Here is a 19,070-nt window from a genome sequence, read left to right on the forward strand (position 1 = left end):
CGCCCCTAAACTGGGCGCCACCCATGGCCTTCGCCATGGACGACACACGCACCGACCACACATGGGCAATCGTTCCTGGCTCTATCTCGAACACAGTCTTCCCGACACCGAAGAAGCATCGGCCGACGAAATCGCCGAAGCCAACAACAACTTCCCCGTGCTCTGGCAGCTCCTGCTGGCCGATGGCGCGGCCGGCGACGCCATCGACCACCAGCGCGTCTTCGGCGATGCCGGCACCGACAACCTCGCCAGCGACGCGCACGCCGCGCTCGCGCGCATCCGGCAGCTGCACGCCTTTGTCGAGCGGCACCCGATGCTGCACACGCTGCCGCAGATCGCGCTGCAGTTCGAAGCCGTGGCGCAGCACCTGGCAGAGCTGATCGACGACACGCCCGACGACAGCACTCCGCGCTTCTCGGCGAACCTCGACGAGTTGTCCTGGCTGGGCGGCGATGCCGACGGCGAAGGCTTCATCGAACGCAACCGCCGCGAGTGCAATGAACTGTGGGCCGAGGTGCGTCGCTGCATCGACAGCGGCAACCACCCGGGCGTGGACGCGGCGCTCGGCGTCCAACGTTTCGCCGACTGGGAGTCCTGGGCGTGGCAGTTCGGCTTCGGCAGCCTGTCGCATCCGTACTTCGACGGCTACGAGGCGCCGCGCGACGAGCGCTTTGCCGATTTCGAACCCGAGGAAGAAGACGAAGACGACGGCGAACGCCCCGACTACGACAACCACCTGGGCGAGGACCTCTGGCGCTTCGAGGTCGACGGCCGCTGGGGCGTGATGCGCGTGGTGTACGACGACGACGGGCGCAGCCAGCGCACCACCGTGGTCGAGCCCGCGTGGGACGACATCCGCTACGCCGGCGGAAGCGACCGGCGCCTGCTCTGGATCTCGCAGGGCGAGCGCTCCGGCCTGCTGCATGCCGACGCCGAGGCACCGCGCGTGCTGCTCGACCCGCAGCTCGACGAGGTCTGGGCCTTCGAGGGCGACGTTGCCACGGCCCTGGTCGGCGACCACGTCGGCCTGCTGCGCACCGACGGCAGCTGGCTGCTTGCGCCCTCGGTCGACGAGGTCTGGAGCTTTGTCGAAGGCCGGGTGCGTGCCCGCGTGGGCGAGCGCATCGGGTATGTCGACCTGCAGGGCCAATGGACGATTTCGCCCCGGTTCGAAGAAGCCGAAGATTTCACGCCTTTCGGCCTCGCCCCTGCGCGCGGCGACGAGGGCGGCTGGGGGTTGGTGCGCGCGGACGGCGAATGGGCCGTGCCGCCGGATTTCGAAAACCTCCAGTGGCGCCACGACTGGGAGGGCTTCGAAGCCACGCGCGGCGGCAAGAGCGGGCTGCTCGATGCGCAAGGCCGCGTCGCGATCGAGCCGGTGTACGAACAGGTCGACCTGCTCGAGGAATACCCGATCGAGATCCTGACGACCGAAGACAACGATCCGTCGAACGAGCGCGGCACGCCGGCCCGGCCGAAGCGCTTCGCCGTGGAACGCGCCGACGGCCTGTGCGGCCTGATCGACGGGCAGGGCCGCGTGCTCGTGCCCTTCGACTACGGCCGCTTCGAGACCCTGGAGCCGCTGACCGGCGAGGAGCGCGGGCACGCCATGGTCCGGCGCGACCTGGTGCGCGTGGCGTCCAAGGGCGGGCGCACGGCGAAGAACGCGCCGTGGCTGCGCGGCATCTACGACGTGGCCGCCGGCCGCGAGCTGGTGCCGTGCCGGCACCGCACGCTCCAGCCGCTGGCCTGGGGCACGCACGACTTCGGCTGGCTGGTCGCCGATCCGGTGCCGCGCGCCGCGAAGGTCGAGAAGGGGCAACTCGCCGTGGGCGTGCTGCGTGCCGATGGCACCGTGCTGCACCCGCAGGCCTACCCGTGGATCACCGCCGCCTTGTCGGTCGCCGACGGCTGGATGGCCGTCGCGGTCCGCTCGCAGCTGTGCAAGCGCTGGAGCGCGGGCGAGCCGGTGCAGGCCGCGCGCAACGACTCCGGCCTGTACGTCTGGCTGCATGCCGACGGCCGCGAGCAGGCGCACGCCGAGCACATGGCCGCGCGCCATGCCGCCGGCGACCTGCGGGCCGCCTACGAGCTGGCTTGCCACCTGCGCGACGGCGAGGGCATCGAGGCCGACCCGCGCGAAGCCCTGCGCTGGATGGCGCACGCCGCCGGCGTGCGCGCGCCCGGCGACGCTCCCGCGACCGCCTCACCCGATGGCCTGCCCGTGGCGATGTGCGAGCTCTCGAAGATGCTGCGCTGGGACACGGCAGGCCTCGGCGCCGAACCCGCCCTGGCGCGCGCATGGCTGCTGCATGCCATCGCCCACGGCGGCGAGGACGACGCCGCCACGCACGCCCATCTCGGCTACATGCTGAGTGAAGGCGAGGGGGGCGAGCGCGACCTGGAAGGCGGCATGCGGCACTACGAACGGGCCGCCGAGCACAACCACACGATGGCGCTCTACAACCTCGGCCTGGCGCACAAGCTCGGCGAACCCGGGGAGCCCGACCTGGCGCGTGCGATCGGCTACTTCCGCCGTGGCCACGAAGCCGGCGACGTCAGCGCCACGATGCAGCTTGGCCGCACGCTGTGCCGGCACGCCGGGGCGCTGGCCGAACAGGGCCAGGGAGAAGCGGAAGTGAACGTCCTGTACGCCGAAGCCCTCTACGCGCTGCAGAAGGTGGCGGAAGACGGCACCCAACGCCAGCAGGGCTGGGCCTGCTACGAGCTGGGCTGGATGCGCATGCAGGGTCAGGGCGCGCCGGAAGACGCGGCAGCCGCAGAGCGCTGGCTGCTCACCGGCGCCGCGCTCGATGACTGCGAAGAGAACCTGGAGAGCCAGCGCGCCTGCGTGGAATCCCTGGCGGCGCAGTTCTACGGCGACCGCGAAAGTCCGCTCTTCGACGAGGACAAGGCCCGTGAGTGGGCGCAGCGGGTGGAGGCGCTGCCCGCTGCGGCCCCGGATCAACCGGAGTGAGCCGGTCGATCGGGGTTCTGGCGCTCAGCGCGCCGGAACCGGATCGGGCAGTTCGATCTTGATGTCCAGCACTTCGAGGTTGTCCTGGGTTTCCAGGTGCACCTTGATGTCGTCGGCGTTGATCGACACGTACTTGGAAATCACCGCCACCAGCTCGCGCTGGAGCTCGGGCAGGTAATCGGGGCGCTTCTTGCCGCTGAGGCTGGAGCGCTCGTGAGCGAGGATGATCTGCAGGCGCTCCTTGGCGACGCTCGCAGTCTTCTTCTTCTCACCAAGCAGGAACGAAAGAAACGACATGCCTACTTGCTCCCGAAAATCCGTTTGAAGAAGCCGGGCTTCTCGGCGTCGACAAAGCGCATCGGCTTGTCTTCGCCAAGGAAGCGCGCGACCACATCGCTGTACGCCTGGGCCACGTCGGTGTCCTTGTCGTGGATGGCGGGCACGCCCTGGTTGGAGGCGTGCAGCACGCTTTCCGACTCGGGGATCACGCCGATCAGCTTGATGCGCAGGATGTCCTGGATGTCTTCCAGCGAGAGCATCTGGCCGCCGGCCACCCGGTTCGGGTTGTAGCGGGTGATCAGCAGGTGTTCCTTGATCGGCTCGCCGCCGTCCTTGGCGCGCTTGGTCTTGCTGCTGAGCATGCCCAGGATGCGGTCCGAGTCGCGCACCGAAGAGACTTCGGGGTTGGTGACGATCAGCGCCTCGTCGGCGAAGTGCATCGCCATCATGGCGCCGGTCTCGATGCCCGCGGGCGAGTCGCAGATGATGTAGTCGAACTCCATGGCCGACAGGTCGTTCAGGATCTTCTCGACGCCTTCCTGCGACAGGGCTTCCTTGTCGCGCGTCTGCGAGGCGGCCAGCACGAACAGGTTGTCGCACTGCTTGTCCTTGATGAGCGCCTGGCTCAGGTTGGCCTCGCCCTGGATCACGTTGATCAGGTCGTACACCACGCGGCGTTCGCAGCCCATGATCAGGTCGAGATTGCGCAGGCCCACGTCGAAGTCGATCACGGCCGTCTTCTTGCCGGCGAGCGCAAGGCCCGACGCGAAGCTGGCGCTCGTGGTCGTCTTGCCGACGCCGCCCTTGCCCGAGGTCACCACCACAATTTTGGCCATCGCCATTCCTTCTTGTTTCGATTCAGTTGTCGATTGATGCTCAGCGCTGCCGCGTTCCTGGTTTTTCATCAGGGAATCGCGTCGATCGCTATTTTTTTGCCGTCCAGGCGCACCTGGGCGGGCTTGCCCAGCACGGGCTCGGGCAGCGGCACTTCGTTCGTGCGGTAGATGCCCGCAATGGCCACCAGCTGCGCTTCCATGCAGGTCGAGAAGATCCGCGCCTCGGTGTTCCCGCGCGCGCCGGCAATGGCCTTGCCGCGCAGCGGCGCGTACACATGCACGTTGCCGTCGGCGATGACTTCGGCGCCGAAGCTCACGATGGCCGTCACCACCACGTCGCCGCCACGCGCATAGATCTGCTGGCCCGAGCGCAACGGCTTGTCGATCAGCAGCGTGCCGTTGGCCGGCACCGGCAGCTCGCGCACGATCTGCGGGGCTTCCGACGGCGCGGGCGCCTCGGCGGGCGGGGCCGGCGGGCGGGGCGCGGGGGCCGCGGGCATGGCGGCCACCGACAGGCCGGCTTCACGTGCCGCGGCATGCTGCTCGGGGCTGCCGCCGCGCACGGCGATCGGCTGGGTCTGGTGGCGCGCCAGCAGGCTGCGCAGGGCGGCAAAGTCGATTTCGGGGGCGTCGGTGCCGCCCTCGGCCGCCTGTTCCTGCAGCAGCGAGAGGTCGATCACCACCGGCTCCTGCTCGAAGAAGTCGGGCGAATCCGCCAACTGGGCGTCGAGCGCCTCGGCCAGCACGTCGAGGTCGGCTGTCTTGAGGATCACTGCGATCAGCGGCAGTGTGGCGCTCTTGAATTCGAAAACCGCCTTGGTACGAGCGGCGGAAACATCGGCCATTGGAAAACGTGTGTGAACGTCGGTGCGAAAAGCGTTGGAGTCTAACGGGCGCCGGCCAAAGCCCGGTGGCCGGCGCTGTGTTCACTGACCCCGCACAACAGTTATTGCACGAGGTTTCACTTTGTCTGCGCTCAGGCGTTGCGCGAACGGCCCAGCAGGGCGTAGAGGATGATGGCGCCGAAAGTGGCGGTTCCGATGCCGCCGAGGGCGAAGTCGCCGAACTTCAGCGTGAAGTCGCCGGTGCCGATGATCAGCGTGATCGCGGCCACGATCAGGTTCTTGTTCTGCGAGAAATCGACCTTGTTGTCGACCCAGATCTTGGCGCCGGCAATGGCGATCAGGCCGAACACCACGATGCTCACGCCGCCCATCACCGGCAGTGGAATGGCCTGGATCAGCGCGCCGAACTTGGGGCTGAAGCCCAGGATGAGCGCAATGAAGGCCGCCACCACGAACACCGCCGTCGAGTAGATGCGCGTGGCCGCCATCACGCCGATGTTCTCGGCGTAGGTGGTCACGCCCGTGCCGCCCGCGGAACCGCTGATGACCGTGGCGATGCCGTCGCCGATGAAGGCGCGGCCCATGTACGGGTCGAGGTTGCGGCCCGTCATGGCCGTCACCGCCTTCAGGTGGCCGAGGTTTTCCGCCACCAGGATGATCGCCACGGGCGCGATCAGCAGCATCGCGTTGGCCGTGAACACCGGCGCCGTGAAGGTCGGCAGGCCGAACCAGGCCGCGTTGGCGATGCCGCTCAGGTCGACCGGCTTGCCCAGGCCCATGCCGTTGGTGAGCGCGGCGTACACCAGCGTGGCCAGGATCAGGCCGATGAGGATCAACAGGCGCTGCACCATGCCGCGCGTGAACACCGCCACCAGGCCCACGCACAGGAAGGTCACGGCCTGCATCCACGAGTCGAAGTTGCTGGCCGCCATGTTCTTGATGGGAATGCCCGCCAGGTTCAGCCCGATCACCGCCACCACGGCGCCCGTGACCACGGGCGGCATGAAGCGCTCGATCCAGCCCGTGCCCACGGCCTGCACGATGGCCCCGATCAGGATGTAGACCACCCCGCAGGCCACGATGCCGCCCAGCGCCACCGCGATGTTGGCGTTGGCCCCCTTGCCCGCGTAGCCGCTGGCCGCGATCACCACGCCGATGAAGGCGAAGCTCGAGCCCAGGTAGCTGGGCACCTTGCCGCCCGTCACGAGATAGAAGATGAGCGTGCCGATGCCGCTCATCAGGATCGCGATGTTGGGGTTGAAGCCCATCAGGATCGGCGCAAGCACCGTGGCGCCGAACATGGCGATCACGTGCTGGATGCCCATCGCGCCGGTCTGCAGCCAGGGCAGCCGCTCGTCGGGCGCGATGACGGCGCCGTTGGCCAGTGTGGACACCGGCTTTTCAGTCCAGTTGAACATGTGTTTTCTTCTCCTCGGTTGGTGTGTGTTTGGGGGGTCGACGCGCTCCCTGGGGCGAGATTGTGGTCGATCCACCCCGTGCTGAACACGGGTGCCACCCGCAAGAGGCGTACCAGCGGGAGAAGAAAAAGAAGAAGCGCCCGGAAGGCGCGCCCGCGCTCAGCGCGGCTGCAGCACCGCCATGGTGATGCGCGAGACGCAGGTCAGCTCGCCCGCCTCGTTGGTCAGGTCGATCTGCCAGACCTGCGTGGTGCGCCCGCGGTGCACCGGCCGCGCCGTGCCGATGACCCAGCCGCTGGTGGCCGAGCGGATGTGGTTGGCGTTGATGTCCAGGCCCACGGCGCGGTCGCCCTCGGGGGCCGAGTAGTGCGCGCCGCAGGAGCCCAGCGTCTCGGCCAGCACCACCGACACGCCGCCGTGCAGGATGCCGTAGGGCTGGCGGGTGCGCTCGTCCACCGGCACGCGGGCGCGGATGAAGTCGTCGCCCACCTCCAGGAACTCGATGCCCAGGGCGGCCACGGCCGTGCCCACGTGGTTGGCGGTCAGCGATTCGACCGAGATCTCTTTCTTCCAGATACGCATGCAGGGGTCTCCGATACAGGGGGTGCGAGGGCACTATAGCGACGACGGCTGACAACCGCAGTCGCCTTTGCGTGCTACCTTGGGTCGATGACCTTCCCTTCGGTGCGGCGGTGGCTCCTGGGCTCGGCGGCGGTGCTGCTGCTGGGCATCGGCGCGCTGGCGCTCGTGGTGGCCGCACGCCTGCCCGACGACGAGGAGGTGGCGGCCCGCATCGCCGCCGGCTTCTCGCAGCGCTACGGCGTCGAGCTGACGGTGGGCGGTGCCCACTGGTCGCTGTGGCCGGTGCCCGTGCTGGCGCTGTCCGAGCTGGCGACCGACCAGCCCCAGCCCATCACCCTGCGCCGCGTGAGCGTGCGGCTGCACCTGTGGCCGCTGCTGCTGCGCCGCGAGGTGGCCATCGACGAGATCGCGCTCGAGAGCCTGGTGCTGCCGCGCGCCTCGGTGCGTGCCTTCCGCGACAAGGGCCCCGAGCCGCAGGAAAGCGAGCGCATCGTGCCGCTGCCCGCGCCCTGGACCCTGGCGCCCGTGCCGGTGGAGCGCGTGCGCTGGCGCGACGTGGTCTGGATCGACCGCCGCGACATCGCGCTGGCCTACGACGGCGAGGTGACGTTCGACGACCACTGGCGCCCTCGCAACCTGCGTCTGGAGCGCGCCGGCGCGGCCTCGCCCGTGCGGCTGCGGCTGGACCGAGAGGGCACGGAAGACCGCTGGCGCACCCGCATCGACGCCGGGGGCGGCACGTGGAACGGTGAATCGCGGCTCGAGGTGCTGCCTGAAGGGCGGGGCTTGCGCGTGTCGGCCGAGCTCGACCCGCGGCAGGTCGACATCGAAGCGCTGGTACAGGCCTTCGGGCGCCGCTCGGCGGTGGCGGGCAAGGTCTCGGGCCACACCTCGCTGGTGGCCGAGGCCCGCGAGGTGGGCGCGCTGGTGCGCGGCCTGCACACGCGCACCACCTTCTCGGTGCAGCCCGCCACGCTGACCCGCCTCGACCTGGCCAAGGCCGTGACCACCGCCGGCATCAGCCGCGGCGGCACCACGGTGCTGGACGAACTCACCGGCACGCTCGACACCCAGGGCACCGAAGACGGCATCGTGATGCGCTACACGAACCTCAAGGCGCGCTCGGGGGTGCTCACCGCGAGCGGCAACCTGCGGCTGTTCAACCGGCAGATGTCGGGCGAGATGGCGGTGGACCTGGTCGATGGCGTGGTCGGCGTGCCGCTGAAGATCGGCGGCAGCGTGGCCGAGCCCGAGGTGTCGATGACCGGCGGCGCGCTCGCGGGGGCGGCGGTCGGCAGTGCGGTGCTGCCGGGGGTGGGCACGGCGATCGGGGCGCGTGTGGGGCAGCAGGTGGAGAAGCTGTTTGGTGGGGATGAGCCGGCGAAGAAGACGGCGCCGAAGCCGCCTGCATCGCAGCGCTGACTGGCTGGCTGCCGGCGTGTTCAGGGCGTGTGCCCAGGCCACCGGGTACTTCCCTCCGCGAATGTCCCCCGGCCTGCGGCCTCCTCCTTGATTTCGCTGCGGGAAGCACCCAGTGTCCTGGGCACATGGACGCGCTGCTGGTGTGCGGCCGGCCGATCAGGAGAATGCCTTGATCACCGCCGGCACCGTCAACACCGCCGTGTAGTAGCCCATGAACTGCACGCCGGTGTTGAAGCCGATGGCGCGCGACAGCAGGCCGCCCAGCAGGCCCATCGTGAGGATCACCAGGAGGCCGAGCAGTTGGCCTTCCCACACGCTGATCACCACGATCAACCCGACGAAGGTCGCGATGATCGCCTCGTGGCTCACCTTGCGCGAGACGAACAGCGCCGCGCGGCGCGCGAAGTTCATCGTGAAGGGGTAGGCCACCAGCGCCGCGAGCACCACGGCCAGCATGCCGTAGCCCAGGAACTCCCAGTGGTTCAGCAGGTTGTGCAGGTTGTGGGTCTGGCCCGTGGCCGAATCGATGGTGAACACCGGCGGCGCATTGAAGAGCGGCGCAGCGGGGCCGGCCGCCACCGGGCTCAGCGGCAGGCCGATGGCGATCAGCGGGATCAGCGCTTCGGCGATGTAGGTGGCCTCGGTCACGCCGTTGCGCGCGGCCAGCGTGGTGGTGAGGCGGTGGTACGCATGCTTGATGCGCGAACCCACCAGCTCGCCCAGCACCACCGTCATCGCGACCGGGCTGAACACGAAGGTGGCGCTGGAGATCGCGGCGGTCGCGAAGGTCCACTTCACCTGGCCGCGGTCGAGCACCTTGAACGGGTTCGGGAAGTAGCCCGACCAGCCCTTCACGTCCGGCGCGAGCGAGAAGGTGCGGACCTTGTCGCGCTTCATGCGCGCACGCGCCGCTGGCGAGATCACCGAGAACAAATCGGCCACCAGCGGCCCGATCGCAATGCCCAGGAAGTAGCTGATGCTGAGCTTCACGCCGTACTTGCCCGTGAGCGCCTGCAGCGCCACGATCACCATCACGAACGGCACCAGCGTGGCCACCGAGGCCCAGCGTCCGCTCGAGAAGTAGGCAATGGCCACGGCCGCCACCACGAAGATCCATGGTGCCGCCTTGGTGATGGCCGCACCGTACGGTGCCAGCAGCACCGCGAACAGCACGGCCAGCGGCACCGCGAGAAAGGCCGCGATGATCGCGCCCGACACCATCTTGCGCAGCGCGATGTGCGGCACGCCCAGGTTGCGCAGCACGTTGGCGTCCTGCAGCAGCGGCGTGGCCATGGTGTCGCCCGGAATGCCCAGCAGCGCGGTGGGCACCGCGTGCGTCATGTGCTTGGCCACAGCGGCGGCCAGGAAGAAGGTGAACACGCCTTCGGGCGGCACGCCCAGCAGCACCACCAGCAGGGTGAGCGGTGCGAGCGTGGTGGTTTCGTCGGTGCCCGAGACGAGGCCGATGGCCGCGAACACGATGGCGCCCACGAGGCCCATGCCGGTGGCGACGAGGATCTGGTTGAACAGGGCAGCGTCGATCACGAGGCGGCTCCTTCGGCGGCCTTGGCGGCCTGGGGCTTGTACGACGCGAACAGCTCGTAGATCTCGAGCTCCTTCATCTCGCGCACCACCACCGGCGGCAGGTCGTCCACCGAGCCCAGGTCGCCGTGCTCGGCGGCCAGCTCGGCCAGCACCTCCTCGCGCCAGCGCGGATCGGCGGCGGTGCCTTCGACCACTTCGCGCTTGGGCGTGAAGAGCTTCGCGCAGATCACGCCCGAGACCACGCAGCCGCCCAGGCCCGCGAGCATCGCGTAGGCGCGTGCCAGTTCGGGCGTGCTCACCACGCTCGCGAGCACGCGGCTCGCGACGAGATAGCCCGTGAGGCTCACGGCGACGCCGATCGCGATCGACCACGCGAGGTGGCCCAGGTCGGCCGTGTCGCCCCATATCTCCACCAGCCGCCAGCGGGCGGGCGTTGCACTGTCTGCGTTCATTCGAGTTGTCTCCGTCTGTGGTTGTGTGACGGCCGCGTGCGTAGCCGCGGACCGTGGTGCGGGCTGCGCCCGCGTTGCTTACTTCTTGCGCAGCGCGTCGAGCAGCGCCACGGCGCGGTCGGTGCGCACGTCGTGCTCGGCGGCCATCTGTCTGGCGATGGCGTCGATCTCGTCGCCGGTGGCGCCCGCGACGAGCGCGATGTTGCGGGCGTGCAGCGCCATGTGGCCGCGCTGGATGCCTTCGGTGGCCAGCGCGCGCAGGGCGCCGAGGTTCTGCGCGAGGCCCACGGCCACGGCGACTTCGCCAAGCTCCTGCGCCGACTTCACGTCAAGGATCTTCAATGCGAGCCGCGCGAGCGGGTGCGTCTTCGTCGCGCCGCCGACCAGGCCCACGGGCATCGGCATCTCGATAGTGCCGACCAGCGCGCCGCCCGCGTCCTTCTCCCACGTGGTGAGCGAGGTGTAGCGCCCGCTGCGGCAGGCGTACGCATGCGCACCGGCTTCCACCGCGCGCCAGTCGTTGCCGGTCGCGACGATCACCGGGTCGATGCCGTTCATGATCCCCTTGTTGTGCGTCGCCGCGCGGTAAGGGTCGATGGCTGCGAAGGTGTAGGCGTCGATCACGCCCTCGATCACCTCTTCGCCGCTGCGCTCGCGCGTGGCCAGCACGGCGGGTGCGAGCCGCACGCGCGCGCGCGACAGCCGCAGGTCGGCCAGGTTCGACAGGATGCGCAGGCGCACCGTGCCGCCCGTGAGTTTTTCGACCAGCGGCGACACCGCCTCGGCCATCGTGTTGACCGTGTTCGCGCCCATCGCGTCGCGCACGTCGACGATCAGGTGCATCACCACCATCGCGCCGCGCGGCGTGTCGCCGAACACATGCACCTCGATGTCGCGGCAGCCGCCGCCCAGGCCGATCAGCACCTTGTCGCGGCTGTTCGCCACGGCCAGGATCTCGTCGCGCGCACGCAGCAACGCCAACCGCGCACCGTAGGGGTCGGTGATGCCGATCACCTGCACCTGCGCGCGCATCAGCGGCCCGGTGCTCGAGGCCTCGAAGCCGCCGCCTTCGCGCGCCAGCTTGGCCATGAAGGAGGCGGCGGCGACCACCGAGGGTTCTTCGACCGCCATCGGCACGAGGTAGTCGCGCCCGTTCACGGTGAAGTTGCCGGCCACGCCCAGCGGCAGTTCGAAGGTGCCGATCACGTTCTCGACCATGCCGTTGGCGCGCTCCACGCCCAGCGCGCCGGGTTGCGCGAGCAGCGCCACCTCGTCGTCGGTGAGCGCGGCGGCCTGTGCGATGTGGGCCAGGCGTTGGGCGGGCGTGAGTGCGCGGAAATTGGGAATGCGGGAATCGGCGGCCATCGGTGCGTGTCTCTTCGGAAGGTGAATTCGGGAGCAGGCAATTTAGGCCGGCTGTACCGCCCGCGGAAGGCACAGTTTGGCGGGACAGTGCGGACAGTGGTGCGCCGCCACGCCTCGCTGTGTCACAGTCCAAACCCATGACCACGATCGCCGATTCGCTCGCCGACACCCTCGCGCGCCAGATCGCGAGCGGCGCCTACAAGGCCGGCGACAAGCTGCCCTCGCTGCGCGAACTCGCGCAGCTGCACGGCTACGCCAAGAACACCGTGGTGGCCGCCTTCGAGCTGCTGGTGTCGCGCGGCCTCGTCGAGCCGCGGCGCGGTTCGGGCTACTACGTGCTGGCACAGGCCACGGCCACGCCCAAGCCCGCCGAGGACGATGCCGGCAGCCTCGGCCGCGCGATGGACATCGTGTGGCTCATGCGCGAGCAGCTCAAGACCCAGCCCGATGCGGTCGCGGTGGGCGACGGCTTTCCGCCCGTCGAATGGCTGGCCGACGTGCGGCTGGACAAGTACCACCCCAAGGTCGTGCGCACGGGGCTCGGCGCGCTGTTCCGCTACGGCAGCCGCTTCGGCTATGCGCCATTGCGCGATCACCTCGTGCGCAAGCTGGCCGACTTCGGCATCGGCGCCGAGCCGCGGCAGATCGTGCTCACGCACGGCGCCAACGAGGCGATGGACATCGTCATCCGTTATTTCGTGCCGCCCGGCGGCAAGGTGCTGGTGGACGACCCGGGCTACTACCCGCTGTTCGGCAAGCTCAAGCTCGCGGGCGCGCAGATGCTGGCCGTGCCGCGCCTGGCCGACGGGCCCGACCTCGAGGTGCTGGAGCAGCTGCTCATCGCCGAACGGCCGCGCCTGTTCTTCACGCAGTCGCTCGCGCACAACCCCACGGGCTCCGACATCTCGCCGGCCAAGGCGTTTCGCGTGCTGCAGCTGGCGCAGAAGTACGACCTGCTGATCGTCGAGAACGACCCGCTGGCCGACTTCAAGCCCACGGCGCTGCCGCGGCTCTCGGCACTCGACCAGCTCGAACGCACGATCTACATCGGCAGCTTTTCGAAATCGTTCTCGGCCGCGCTGCGCGTGGGCTTCATCGCCTGCGGCGCCGACCTGGCGAGCGACCTCGCCGACCTGAAAGCGCTGATCCACGTGAGCAGCTCGGAGTACAGCGAGCGCACGGTCGACGTCATCCTGAGCGAGGGCCACTACCAGCGGCACCTCAAGCGCCTGCAGCAGCGATTGGGCGAGGCCACGCGCGACGCGCTGAAGCTGTTCGACGCCGTGGACGCCGAGGTCTTCGCGCGCAGCCCGCAGTCGCTCTACATCTGGGCTGCGCTGCCCGGCGTGGACGACTCGCTGGCCTTCGCGAAGGAACTGCTGCCGCGCAAGATCGTGATGGCGCCGGGGCGCATCTTCAGCGTCGACTCGACGCAGGTCTCGCGCTGGTCGCGCTTCAATGTGGGCGCCATGGCCGATCCGCGCTTTGCGAAGGCGCTGCGCACCGCGTTGCGGCGGCGCGCTTGAATCAGCCGGTGAAGGTGCCGTGCCGGCCCGCACCGCCGGCAAAGCGCGCGGCGCCGGCTTCGCCTTCGGCCGCGACGATCGGCACGCCCTGCGCGCCTTCGCGGCGCAGCGCCTCGGCCAACGGCAGGTCCCACTGCTCGAAGGCGGAGCGGCGGTCGGCCAGCATGCATTGCTGCGGAAAGGCGGCGATCTGCCGCGCCAGCTCCTGCGCGGCGGCCAGCGCGCCGCCCGGCGGCGTGGTGCGGTTCACCAGGCCCATCGCCAGCGCCTCGGCGGCGGACACCGACCGGCCCGTGAGGATCAGGTCGAGCGCGCGCCCCATGCCCACGAGGCGCGGCAGCCGCACGGTGCCGCCGTCGATCAGCGGCACGCCCCAGCGGCGGCAGAACACGCCGAACACCGCGTCGTCGTCGGCCACGCGCAGGTCGGCCAGCAGCGCCAGCTCGAGCCCGCCCGCGACCGCGTAACCGTTCACCGCCGCGATCAGCGGCTTGGACAGCGCCATGCGCGTCGGGCCCATCGGGCCGGCGCCGCCGCCGTCGGGGTCGAGCTCGTTGCGGCGCGCCGGATCACCGACCGCGCCCAGGTCGGCACCCGCGCAGAAATGGCCGCCCGCGCCCGTCAGCACGGCCACGCGCAGCGCGTCGTCGGCCTCGAAGCGTTCGAAGGCCGCGCGCAACGCGGCGGCCACCACGCCGTCCACGGCGTTGCGTTTGTCGGGACGGTTCAGCGTGAGCGTGCAGACGGGGCCGTCCGCTTCGAAGGTCACGCAGGGTGGGGTGGACATGGGCGGCGTCTCCGGGAAGTTGAAATGACGGGTGGCCCGGCCATCGTAGAAAACATTCCCGGGTTCTCCAACCCCGCCGCGTTCAGGTGGCGCGGATCACGTCCGCATCGCCCGGCGTCGGCGCATGCAGCCGCGCCACCTCGGCCGCGCGCCGCGTGAGCACCGCGCGCTGGTTGATGTAGCCCTTGTCGGTGATCTCGCCCGCGTCGAGGCTGGGCGGTTCGGCCAGCACCAGCGCGCAGGCCGGGCACTGCGACGAGCCCGCGCCTTCGTCGCGCAGGGCGCGCAGCACTTCGGCGATGCGCGCAGCCAGCGCCTCGGGCGCGAGGGCCGCGCCTTGCGGGCTGGCGAACACCAGCATGCCGATCGCATCGCGGTCGTGGCCCGTGAGCACGATGTCCTGCACATGCGGCGCCAGCAGCGACACCAGCTTCACGCGCAGCGTGCCCACCGACACCCAGGTGCCGGTCGAGAGCTTGAAGTCTTCCGCCACGCGGCCGTTGAAGATCACGCCCCGCGTCGGGTCGCCGGGGTTCGCGAGGTAGCCCGCGTCGCCGATGCGGTAGTAGCCCTCGGCGTCGAAGGCCTCGGCGGTCTCGCGCGGCGCGTCGCGGTAGCCGGGGAACACCGAGACGCCCTTGACGCGCATCTCCAGTTTCTCGCCGTTGGGCACGAACTTCAGCTCCAGCCCCGGCAGCGGCGCGCCGATGCAGCCGGCGCCGTCGAGCTGCCAGTGCGCCGAGGTGATGGCGGGCGAGGTCTCGGTCGCGCCCCACGAGGTCGTGAGCCACAGCGGGCGCGCGGGCCGCACGCGCCGCGCCACGGCTTCGAGCCGTTGCCAGGTCGAAGGCGCGAGCGCGGCCGCCGCGTAGAAGGCCAGGCGCAGCCGCGAGAGCACTTCGGTGGCGAGCGTGTCGTCGGCTTCGAGAAAAGGCAGCAGCATGTCGAAGCCGCGCGGCACGTTGAACAGCAGCGTGGGTTTCACCTCGCGCAGGTTGCGCACGGTCTTCTCGATGAGGCCCGGCGCGGGCCGGCCTTCGTCGATATAGAGCGCGCCGCCATGGCACAGCACCATGTGCAGGTTGTGGTTCGCGCCGAAGGTGTGGCTCCATGGCAGCCAGTCGACGAGCACCGGTTTTTCTTGCGCGAGGAAGCGCCAGGTCTGCGCCATCATCTGCTGGTTGGCGCACAGCATGCGGTGCGTGTTGATCACCACCTTGGGCTGGCCGGTGGAGCCGGAGGTCAGCAGGTACTTGGCGTGCGTGTCGGGGCCCACGGCGGCGAAGGCCTGCATGACGGCGGGCGTTTCCTTCGTCGCGCGCAACCGGTCGAAGGGCATCGCGCCGGGATGCGCTTCGGCGTTGCGACTGAACACGGTGACCGCGTCGACGCCGCAGCCGGCGAGCGATGCGCCGTACACCTTCGCGTCGGAAGCGTAGATCAGCCCGGGTTGCAGCGCCTTCAACATGCCGTGCAGCCGCGACGGGTCTTTCGCCATGCGCGAGTAGGCGCTGGACAGCGAACAGGCCGTGCGGCCGATGTGCATCGTCGCGAGCATCAGCACGGCATGGTCGATGGCGTTGTCCGAGAGGATCACGACCGGTCGGCCTGGTGGCAGGTCCAGGTCGAGCAGGCCCTGCGCCACCGCGCCGACGGCGGCGCGCAGCGCGCGGTAGTCGAGCCTGCGCCAGCCTTCGCCCGTCTCATCGCGCTCGGCAAAGGCCAGCGCGTCGGGCGTCTCGCGCGCCCAGCGCTCGATCCATTCGCCGATGCAGCGCGCATGCGGCTGCAGCGCCGTCGGCGAGCGCAGCACGAACGAGCCGTCGTCGAAGTCGATGCGCACCGTGCGGGGCGGCGCGACCAGGGTGTCGTCGAGAAGGAAGTCGGTCATGTCAATCCAGCGTACCCGTCTCGGCCTTGGCGCGAATCAGGTTCAACAGCAGGGTGTCGCGCGCGGCTTCGAGGTCGGCGGTGTGGCGCGTGCCCAGGGCTTCGTCCACGCCTTGCACCACCTGCTGCTTCAACGCGTCCGTCATCGACGGCGCGCCCAGGTCCTTCCACCAGTCTTCGATGGGCCCGCCCAGGTGCGCGAGCAGGTGCTCGATGCCGCCCGCACCACCCGAGAGGTGCAGGTTCATGAACGGCCCCATCACGGCCCAGCGCAGGCCGGGGCCGTGCGCGATGGCGGTGTCGATGTCGGCCACGCTCGCCACGCCTTCGTTGACGAGGTGGAAGGCTTCGCGCCACAGCGCGGCCTGCAGGCGGTTCGCGATGTGGCCTTTCACCTCGCGCTTCACGTGGATCGGCCGCTTGCCGATGGCCGCATAGAAGGCCATCGTGCGGGCGATGGTGTCGGGCGAGGTCTGCTCGCCGCCGATCACCTCGACCAGCGGAATCAGGTGCGGCGGGTTGAACGGATGCCCCAGCACCACGCGCTGCGGGTGCGCGCAGCCCGACTGCACGCCGCTGATCGCCAGGCCCGACGAGCTCGACGCGAGGATAGTCTCCGGCGGCGCGGCCGCGTCCATGCGGCGGAACAGGTCGATCTTGAAGTCCATGCGCTCGGGGCCGTTCTCCTGCACGAAGTCGGCCACGGCCACGGCGTCTTCCAGGCTGTCGTGAAAGCGCAGGCGGTCGACCGAGGCGCCCTCGGCGAGGCCGAAGCGTTCCAGCGTCGGCCAGTGCTGCGCCACGGCGGCGCGCAGCCGGTCTTCGGCGCCGGGCGAGGGGTCGGTCGCGTTCACGTCGAGCCCGTGCGCGAGGAAGTGCGCGGCCCAGCTGGCGCCGATCACGCCGGTGCCGACGACGGCGACGCGCTTCACGTCGGTGGTGAGGTTCATGCCGATTTCCACCGCGCGCAGCGGCTCTCCGTCTTGGTGGTCCACGCGGCTTCGCCGGGGATGTTCTCGATCACCTTGTAATAGTCCCACGGCTCCTTCGATTCGGCCGGCGCCTTCACCTGCATGAGGTGCATGTCGTGCACCATGAGGCCGTCGTCGCGCAGCCAGCCGCCCTTGACGAACATGTCGTTGAACTTCGTCTTGCGCAGCTGAGCCATCACCTTGTCGGCGTCGTCGCTGCCCGCGGCCTTCACGGCCTGCAGGTACTGCAGCGCGGCCGAGTAGTCGCCGGCATGGAAGGAGGAGGGCATGCGCTTGTGCTTGTCGAAGAAGCGCCGCGCCCAGGCGCGCGACTCGGGGCTCTGGTTCCAGTACCAGCTGTCGGTGAGGTACATGCCCTGCGAGGCCTTCAGGCCCAGCGCGTGCACGTCGTTGATGGTGATGATCATGCCGGCGAGTTTCATGTTCTTGCTGATGCCGAACTCCGCCGCCGACTTGATGGCGTTCACCGTGTCGCCGCCCGCGTTGGCCAGGGCCAGCACCTGCGCCTTCGAGCTTTGCGCCTGCAGCATGAACGACGAGAAGTCGCTCGCGCCCAGCGGGTGCTTCACCGAACCCGCCACCGTGCCGCCGCTGGCCTGCACGGTCTTGGTGGCGTCGCTTTGCAGCGCGGCGCCGAAGGCGTAGTCGGCCGCCACGAAGTACCAGCTCTTGCCGCCGGCCTTGACCACCGCGCTCGCGGTGCCGCGCGCCATGGCCACCGTGTCGTAGGCGTAGTGCACGGTGTAGGGCGAGCAGTACTCGTTGGTGAGGCTCGACGCGCCCGAGCCCACCACGAAGTACGGCCTCTTCTTGTCGGCCGCCACGCCCGCCATGGCAATGGCCGCGCCCGAGTTCACGCCGCCGATCAGCATGTCGACCTTGTTCACGTCGAACCATTCGCGCGCCTTGGCGGCGGCGATGTCGGGCTTGTTCTGGTGGTCGGCCGTGACCAGCTCGATCTTCTTGCCATTGATGGCGCCGCCCATGTCGGCGATGGCCATGCGGATGGCTTCGGCGCCGGCCGGGCCGTCGTAGTCGCGGTACAGGCCCGACATGTCGCTGATGAAGCCGATGCGGATGGTGTCGTCGGACACCTGGGCGAAGGCGCTCGATGCAAAGAGGGCGCCGAGCGCGAGGGCCAGGGCGGTGCGGGGAATGTTCATGTGGGTGTCTCCGTTCGTTGTTCTCGTGCGTCTTCAGCCCAGCGCGAACTCGGGCCGCGGGCCGCCCACGCGCGGCAGGCCCATGATCTGGCGCGCCTCGGCCGGCGTGGCCACTTCCATGTCGAGCTCTCGGATCACGCGCACGATGCGCTCGGTGAGCTGCACGTTGGTGGCCAGCTCGCCGTGGCGGAAGTAGAGGTTGTCTTCCAGGCCCACGCGCGCATGCCCGCCCAGCAGCAGCGCAGCCACGTTGGCTTCGAGCTGCGACATGCCGATGCCGCTCACGCCGAAGATGGCGCCCTTGGGCAGCGTGTCGACCATCATCTGCAGGTTGCGCGGCGAGTACGGCATCGCGTTCTGGAAGTTGCGGTGCACGTTCATCACCAGGTTGATGAAGTAGGGCTCGTCGTCATGGCCTTCCTCGATCAGCGTGGTCGTGTCCTGCAGGATGTGCGTGGGGCTGAACACCTCCCACTCGGGCTTGATGCCGCGCGCCTTCATGCCGGCGGCCAGTTCGCGCCCGCGCGTGATCGGCGTGTCCATCAGGATCTGCTTGCCTTCGAAGCTCAGGTTGAGCGTGGTGGCGTCCAGCGTGCACATCTCGGCGCCGGCGTCCATGCCCTTGATGCGCTCTTCCCACGCGATCTCCCAGCGATCGCCCGCCAGCGGCTTCACCATGTCGCCGTGCACGCCGCCGCCGGTGGAATTGTTCAGCACGATGTCGCAGCCGGCCGCGCGGATGCGGCTGTTGATGTCGCGGTACACCTCGGCATTGCAGGTGGCACCGTCGTCGGGGCGGCGCGCGTGGATGGCCACCACGCTGGCGCCGGCGTTCCAGCAGCGCAGCACGTCGGCGGCGATCTCGGCGGGCTGGGTGGGGAGGTGGGGGTTCTGCGACTTGTGCGCCATGCCGCCGGTGGGGGCGATGGTCACGATCACTTTGCGCTTCGACATGCTCGGGGCTCCTGGGGTCGGTCGGTCATTCAGTCAG

General features: G+C 69.6%; 16 protein-coding genes. 3 read left to right on the forward strand and 13 right to left on the reverse strand.

Features of this window, described 5'->3' with window-relative positions; translation table 11 throughout:
• The first annotated feature begins 61 nt into the window (after positions 1-61).
• A complete protein-coding gene (locus ACAM42_RS00385; RefSeq protein WP_369630787.1) occupies positions 62-2,977 on the forward strand; it encodes an SEL1-like repeat protein in 2,916 nt (971 codons plus the stop codon).
• Positions 2,978-3,001: 24 nt separating this feature from the next.
• Here the strand turns inward: ACAM42_RS00385 and minE are convergent, their stop codons facing one another.
• From minE to ACAM42_RS00410, 5 genes are all read right to left on the reverse strand, one after another.
• Positions 3,002-3,274, reverse strand: a complete 273-nt coding sequence (minE, locus tag ACAM42_RS00390) for a cell division topological specificity factor MinE (protein WP_056574726.1) — start codon at positions 3,272-3,274, stop codon at positions 3,002-3,004.
• A 2-nt stretch (positions 3,275-3,276) separates the two neighbouring features.
• Complete coding sequence (minD, locus tag ACAM42_RS00395; protein ID WP_095747381.1) at positions 3,277-4,092, reverse strand: septum site-determining protein MinD; 816 nt, start codon at positions 4,090-4,092, stop codon at positions 3,277-3,279.
• A 68-nt stretch (positions 4,093-4,160) separates the two neighbouring features.
• On the reverse strand, positions 4,161-4,937 hold the full coding sequence (gene minC / locus ACAM42_RS00400) for a septum site-determining protein MinC (protein WP_139704732.1): 777 nt from the start codon (positions 4,935-4,937) through the stop codon (positions 4,161-4,163).
• A 131-nt stretch (positions 4,938-5,068) separates the two neighbouring features.
• A complete protein-coding gene (locus tag ACAM42_RS00405; protein ID WP_062481812.1) occupies positions 5,069-6,355 on the reverse strand; it encodes a solute carrier family 23 protein in 1,287 nt (428 codons plus the stop codon).
• Between the two features lie 159 nt (positions 6,356-6,514).
• Positions 6,515-6,937 (reverse strand): hotdog fold thioesterase, encoded by a 423-nt coding sequence (locus ACAM42_RS00410; RefSeq protein WP_095948453.1) that lies wholly within the window; start codon positions 6,935-6,937, stop codon positions 6,515-6,517.
• 87 nt (positions 6,938-7,024) lie between these two features.
• On the opposite strand from ACAM42_RS00410, the gene ACAM42_RS00415 reads away from it, so the two are divergent.
• On the forward strand, positions 7,025-8,359 hold the full coding sequence (locus ACAM42_RS00415; protein ID WP_369630788.1) for a hypothetical protein: 1,335 nt from the start codon (positions 7,025-7,027) through the stop codon (positions 8,357-8,359).
• A gap of 156 nt (positions 8,360-8,515) precedes the next feature.
• On the opposite strand, the gene ACAM42_RS00420 is transcribed toward ACAM42_RS00415, so the two are convergent.
• From ACAM42_RS00420 to ACAM42_RS00430, 3 genes are all read right to left on the reverse strand, one after another.
• Positions 8,516-9,859, reverse strand: a complete 1,344-nt coding sequence (locus ACAM42_RS00420) for a tripartite tricarboxylate transporter permease (protein WP_139140391.1) — start codon at positions 9,857-9,859, stop codon at positions 8,516-8,518.
• 41 nt (positions 9,860-9,900) lie between these two features.
• Positions 9,901-10,356 carry a hypothetical protein gene (locus ACAM42_RS00425; protein WP_095743059.1) on the reverse strand — a complete coding sequence of 152 codons (456 nt, stop codon included), beginning with the start codon at positions 10,354-10,356 and terminating at the stop codon, positions 9,901-9,903.
• Positions 10,357-10,434: 78 nt separating this feature from the next.
• On the reverse strand, positions 10,435-11,721 hold the full coding sequence (locus tag ACAM42_RS00430) for a hydroxymethylglutaryl-CoA reductase, degradative (RefSeq protein ID WP_369630789.1): 1,287 nt from the start codon (positions 11,719-11,721) through the stop codon (positions 10,435-10,437).
• Positions 11,722-11,858: 137 nt separating this feature from the next.
• Between ACAM42_RS00430 and ACAM42_RS00435 the strand changes: the two genes are divergently transcribed.
• Entirely contained in the window at positions 11,859-13,247 is a 1,389-nt protein-coding gene (locus ACAM42_RS00435; RefSeq protein ID WP_062481803.1) for a PLP-dependent aminotransferase family protein, read from the forward strand.
• Between the two features lies 1 nt (position 13,248).
• Here ACAM42_RS00435 and ACAM42_RS00440 read toward each other — a convergent pair whose 3' ends face one another.
• The 5 genes from ACAM42_RS00440 to ACAM42_RS00460 all read right to left on the reverse strand — a co-directional run bounded on the left by ACAM42_RS00440 (position 13,249) and on the right by ACAM42_RS00460 (position 19,033).
• Complete coding sequence (locus tag ACAM42_RS00440; RefSeq protein WP_369630790.1) at positions 13,249-14,034, reverse strand: crotonase/enoyl-CoA hydratase family protein; 786 nt, start codon at positions 14,032-14,034, stop codon at positions 13,249-13,251.
• A gap of 82 nt (positions 14,035-14,116) precedes the next feature.
• Positions 14,117-15,925 carry a feruloyl-CoA synthase gene (locus tag ACAM42_RS00445; RefSeq protein ID WP_369630791.1) on the reverse strand — a complete coding sequence of 603 codons (1,809 nt, stop codon included), beginning with the start codon at positions 15,923-15,925 and terminating at the stop codon, positions 14,117-14,119.
• A gap of 1 nt (position 15,926) precedes the next feature.
• Positions 15,927-16,874, reverse strand: a complete 948-nt coding sequence (locus ACAM42_RS00450) for a 3-hydroxyacyl-CoA dehydrogenase NAD-binding domain-containing protein (protein WP_369630792.1) — start codon at positions 16,872-16,874, stop codon at positions 15,927-15,929.
• Positions 16,871-18,079, reverse strand: coding sequence for an ABC transporter substrate-binding protein (locus ACAM42_RS00455; protein WP_369630793.1), 1,209 nt, complete (start codon positions 18,077-18,079; stop codon positions 16,871-16,873). The genes ACAM42_RS00450 and ACAM42_RS00455 overlap by 4 nt, the downstream gene beginning before the upstream one ends.
• A 33-nt stretch (positions 18,080-18,112) precedes the next feature.
• Complete coding sequence (locus tag ACAM42_RS00460) at positions 18,113-19,033, reverse strand: 3-keto-5-aminohexanoate cleavage protein (protein ID WP_070061411.1); 921 nt, start codon at positions 19,031-19,033, stop codon at positions 18,113-18,115.
• Positions 19,034-19,070 lie beyond the last annotated feature (37 nt).

Origin of the sequence: Variovorax sp. V35 (genome assembly GCF_041154465.1) — a bacterium.
GTDB classification, from domain to species: domain Bacteria; phylum Pseudomonadota; class Gammaproteobacteria; order Burkholderiales; family Burkholderiaceae_C; genus Variovorax; species Variovorax boronicumulans.

Coding starts and splice junctions, on each gene's coding strand:
- ACAM42_RS00420 (WP_139140391.1), bottom strand. CDS start 9,859: ATGGGCCTCGTGGGCGCCATCGTGTTCGCGGCCATCGGCCTCGTCTCG.
- ACAM42_RS00415 (WP_369630788.1), top strand. CDS start 7,025: ATGACCTTCCCTTCGGTGCGGCGGTGGCTCCTGGGCTCGGCGGCGGTG.
- ACAM42_RS00405 (WP_062481812.1), bottom strand. CDS start 6,355: ATGTTCAACTGGACTGAAAAGCCGGTGTCCACACTGGCCAACGGCGCC.
- ACAM42_RS00445 (WP_369630791.1), bottom strand. CDS start 15,925: ATGACCGACTTCCTTCTCGACGACACCCTGGTCGCGCCGCCCCGCACG.
- ACAM42_RS00430 (WP_369630789.1), bottom strand. CDS start 11,721: ATGGCCGCCGATTCCCGCATTCCCAATTTCCGCGCACTCACGCCCGCC.
- ACAM42_RS00435 (WP_062481803.1), top strand. CDS start 11,859: ATGACCACGATCGCCGATTCGCTCGCCGACACCCTCGCGCGCCAGATC.
- minE (WP_056574726.1), bottom strand. CDS start 3,274: ATGTCGTTTCTTTCGTTCCTGCTTGGTGAGAAGAAGAAGACTGCGAGC.
- ACAM42_RS00460 (WP_070061411.1), bottom strand. CDS start 19,033: ATGTCGAAGCGCAAAGTGATCGTGACCATCGCCCCCACCGGCGGCATG.
- ACAM42_RS00385 (WP_369630787.1), top strand. CDS start 62: ATGGGCAATCGTTCCTGGCTCTATCTCGAACACAGTCTTCCCGACACC.
- ACAM42_RS00455 (WP_369630793.1), bottom strand. CDS start 18,079: ATGAACATTCCCCGCACCGCCCTGGCCCTCGCGCTCGGCGCCCTCTTT.
- ACAM42_RS00410 (WP_095948453.1), bottom strand. CDS start 6,937: ATGCGTATCTGGAAGAAAGAGATCTCGGTCGAATCGCTGACCGCCAAC.
- ACAM42_RS00450 (WP_369630792.1), bottom strand. CDS start 16,874: ATGAACCTCACCACCGACGTGAAGCGCGTCGCCGTCGTCGGCACCGGC.
- minD (WP_095747381.1), bottom strand. CDS start 4,092: ATGGCCAAAATTGTGGTGGTGACCTCGGGCAAGGGCGGCGTCGGCAAG.
- minC (WP_139704732.1), bottom strand. CDS start 4,937: ATGGCCGATGTTTCCGCCGCTCGTACCAAGGCGGTTTTCGAATTCAAG.
- ACAM42_RS00425 (WP_095743059.1), bottom strand. CDS start 10,356: ATGAACGCAGACAGTGCAACGCCCGCCCGCTGGCGGCTGGTGGAGATA.
- ACAM42_RS00440 (WP_369630790.1), bottom strand. CDS start 14,034: ATGTCCACCCCACCCTGCGTGACCTTCGAAGCGGACGGCCCCGTCTGC.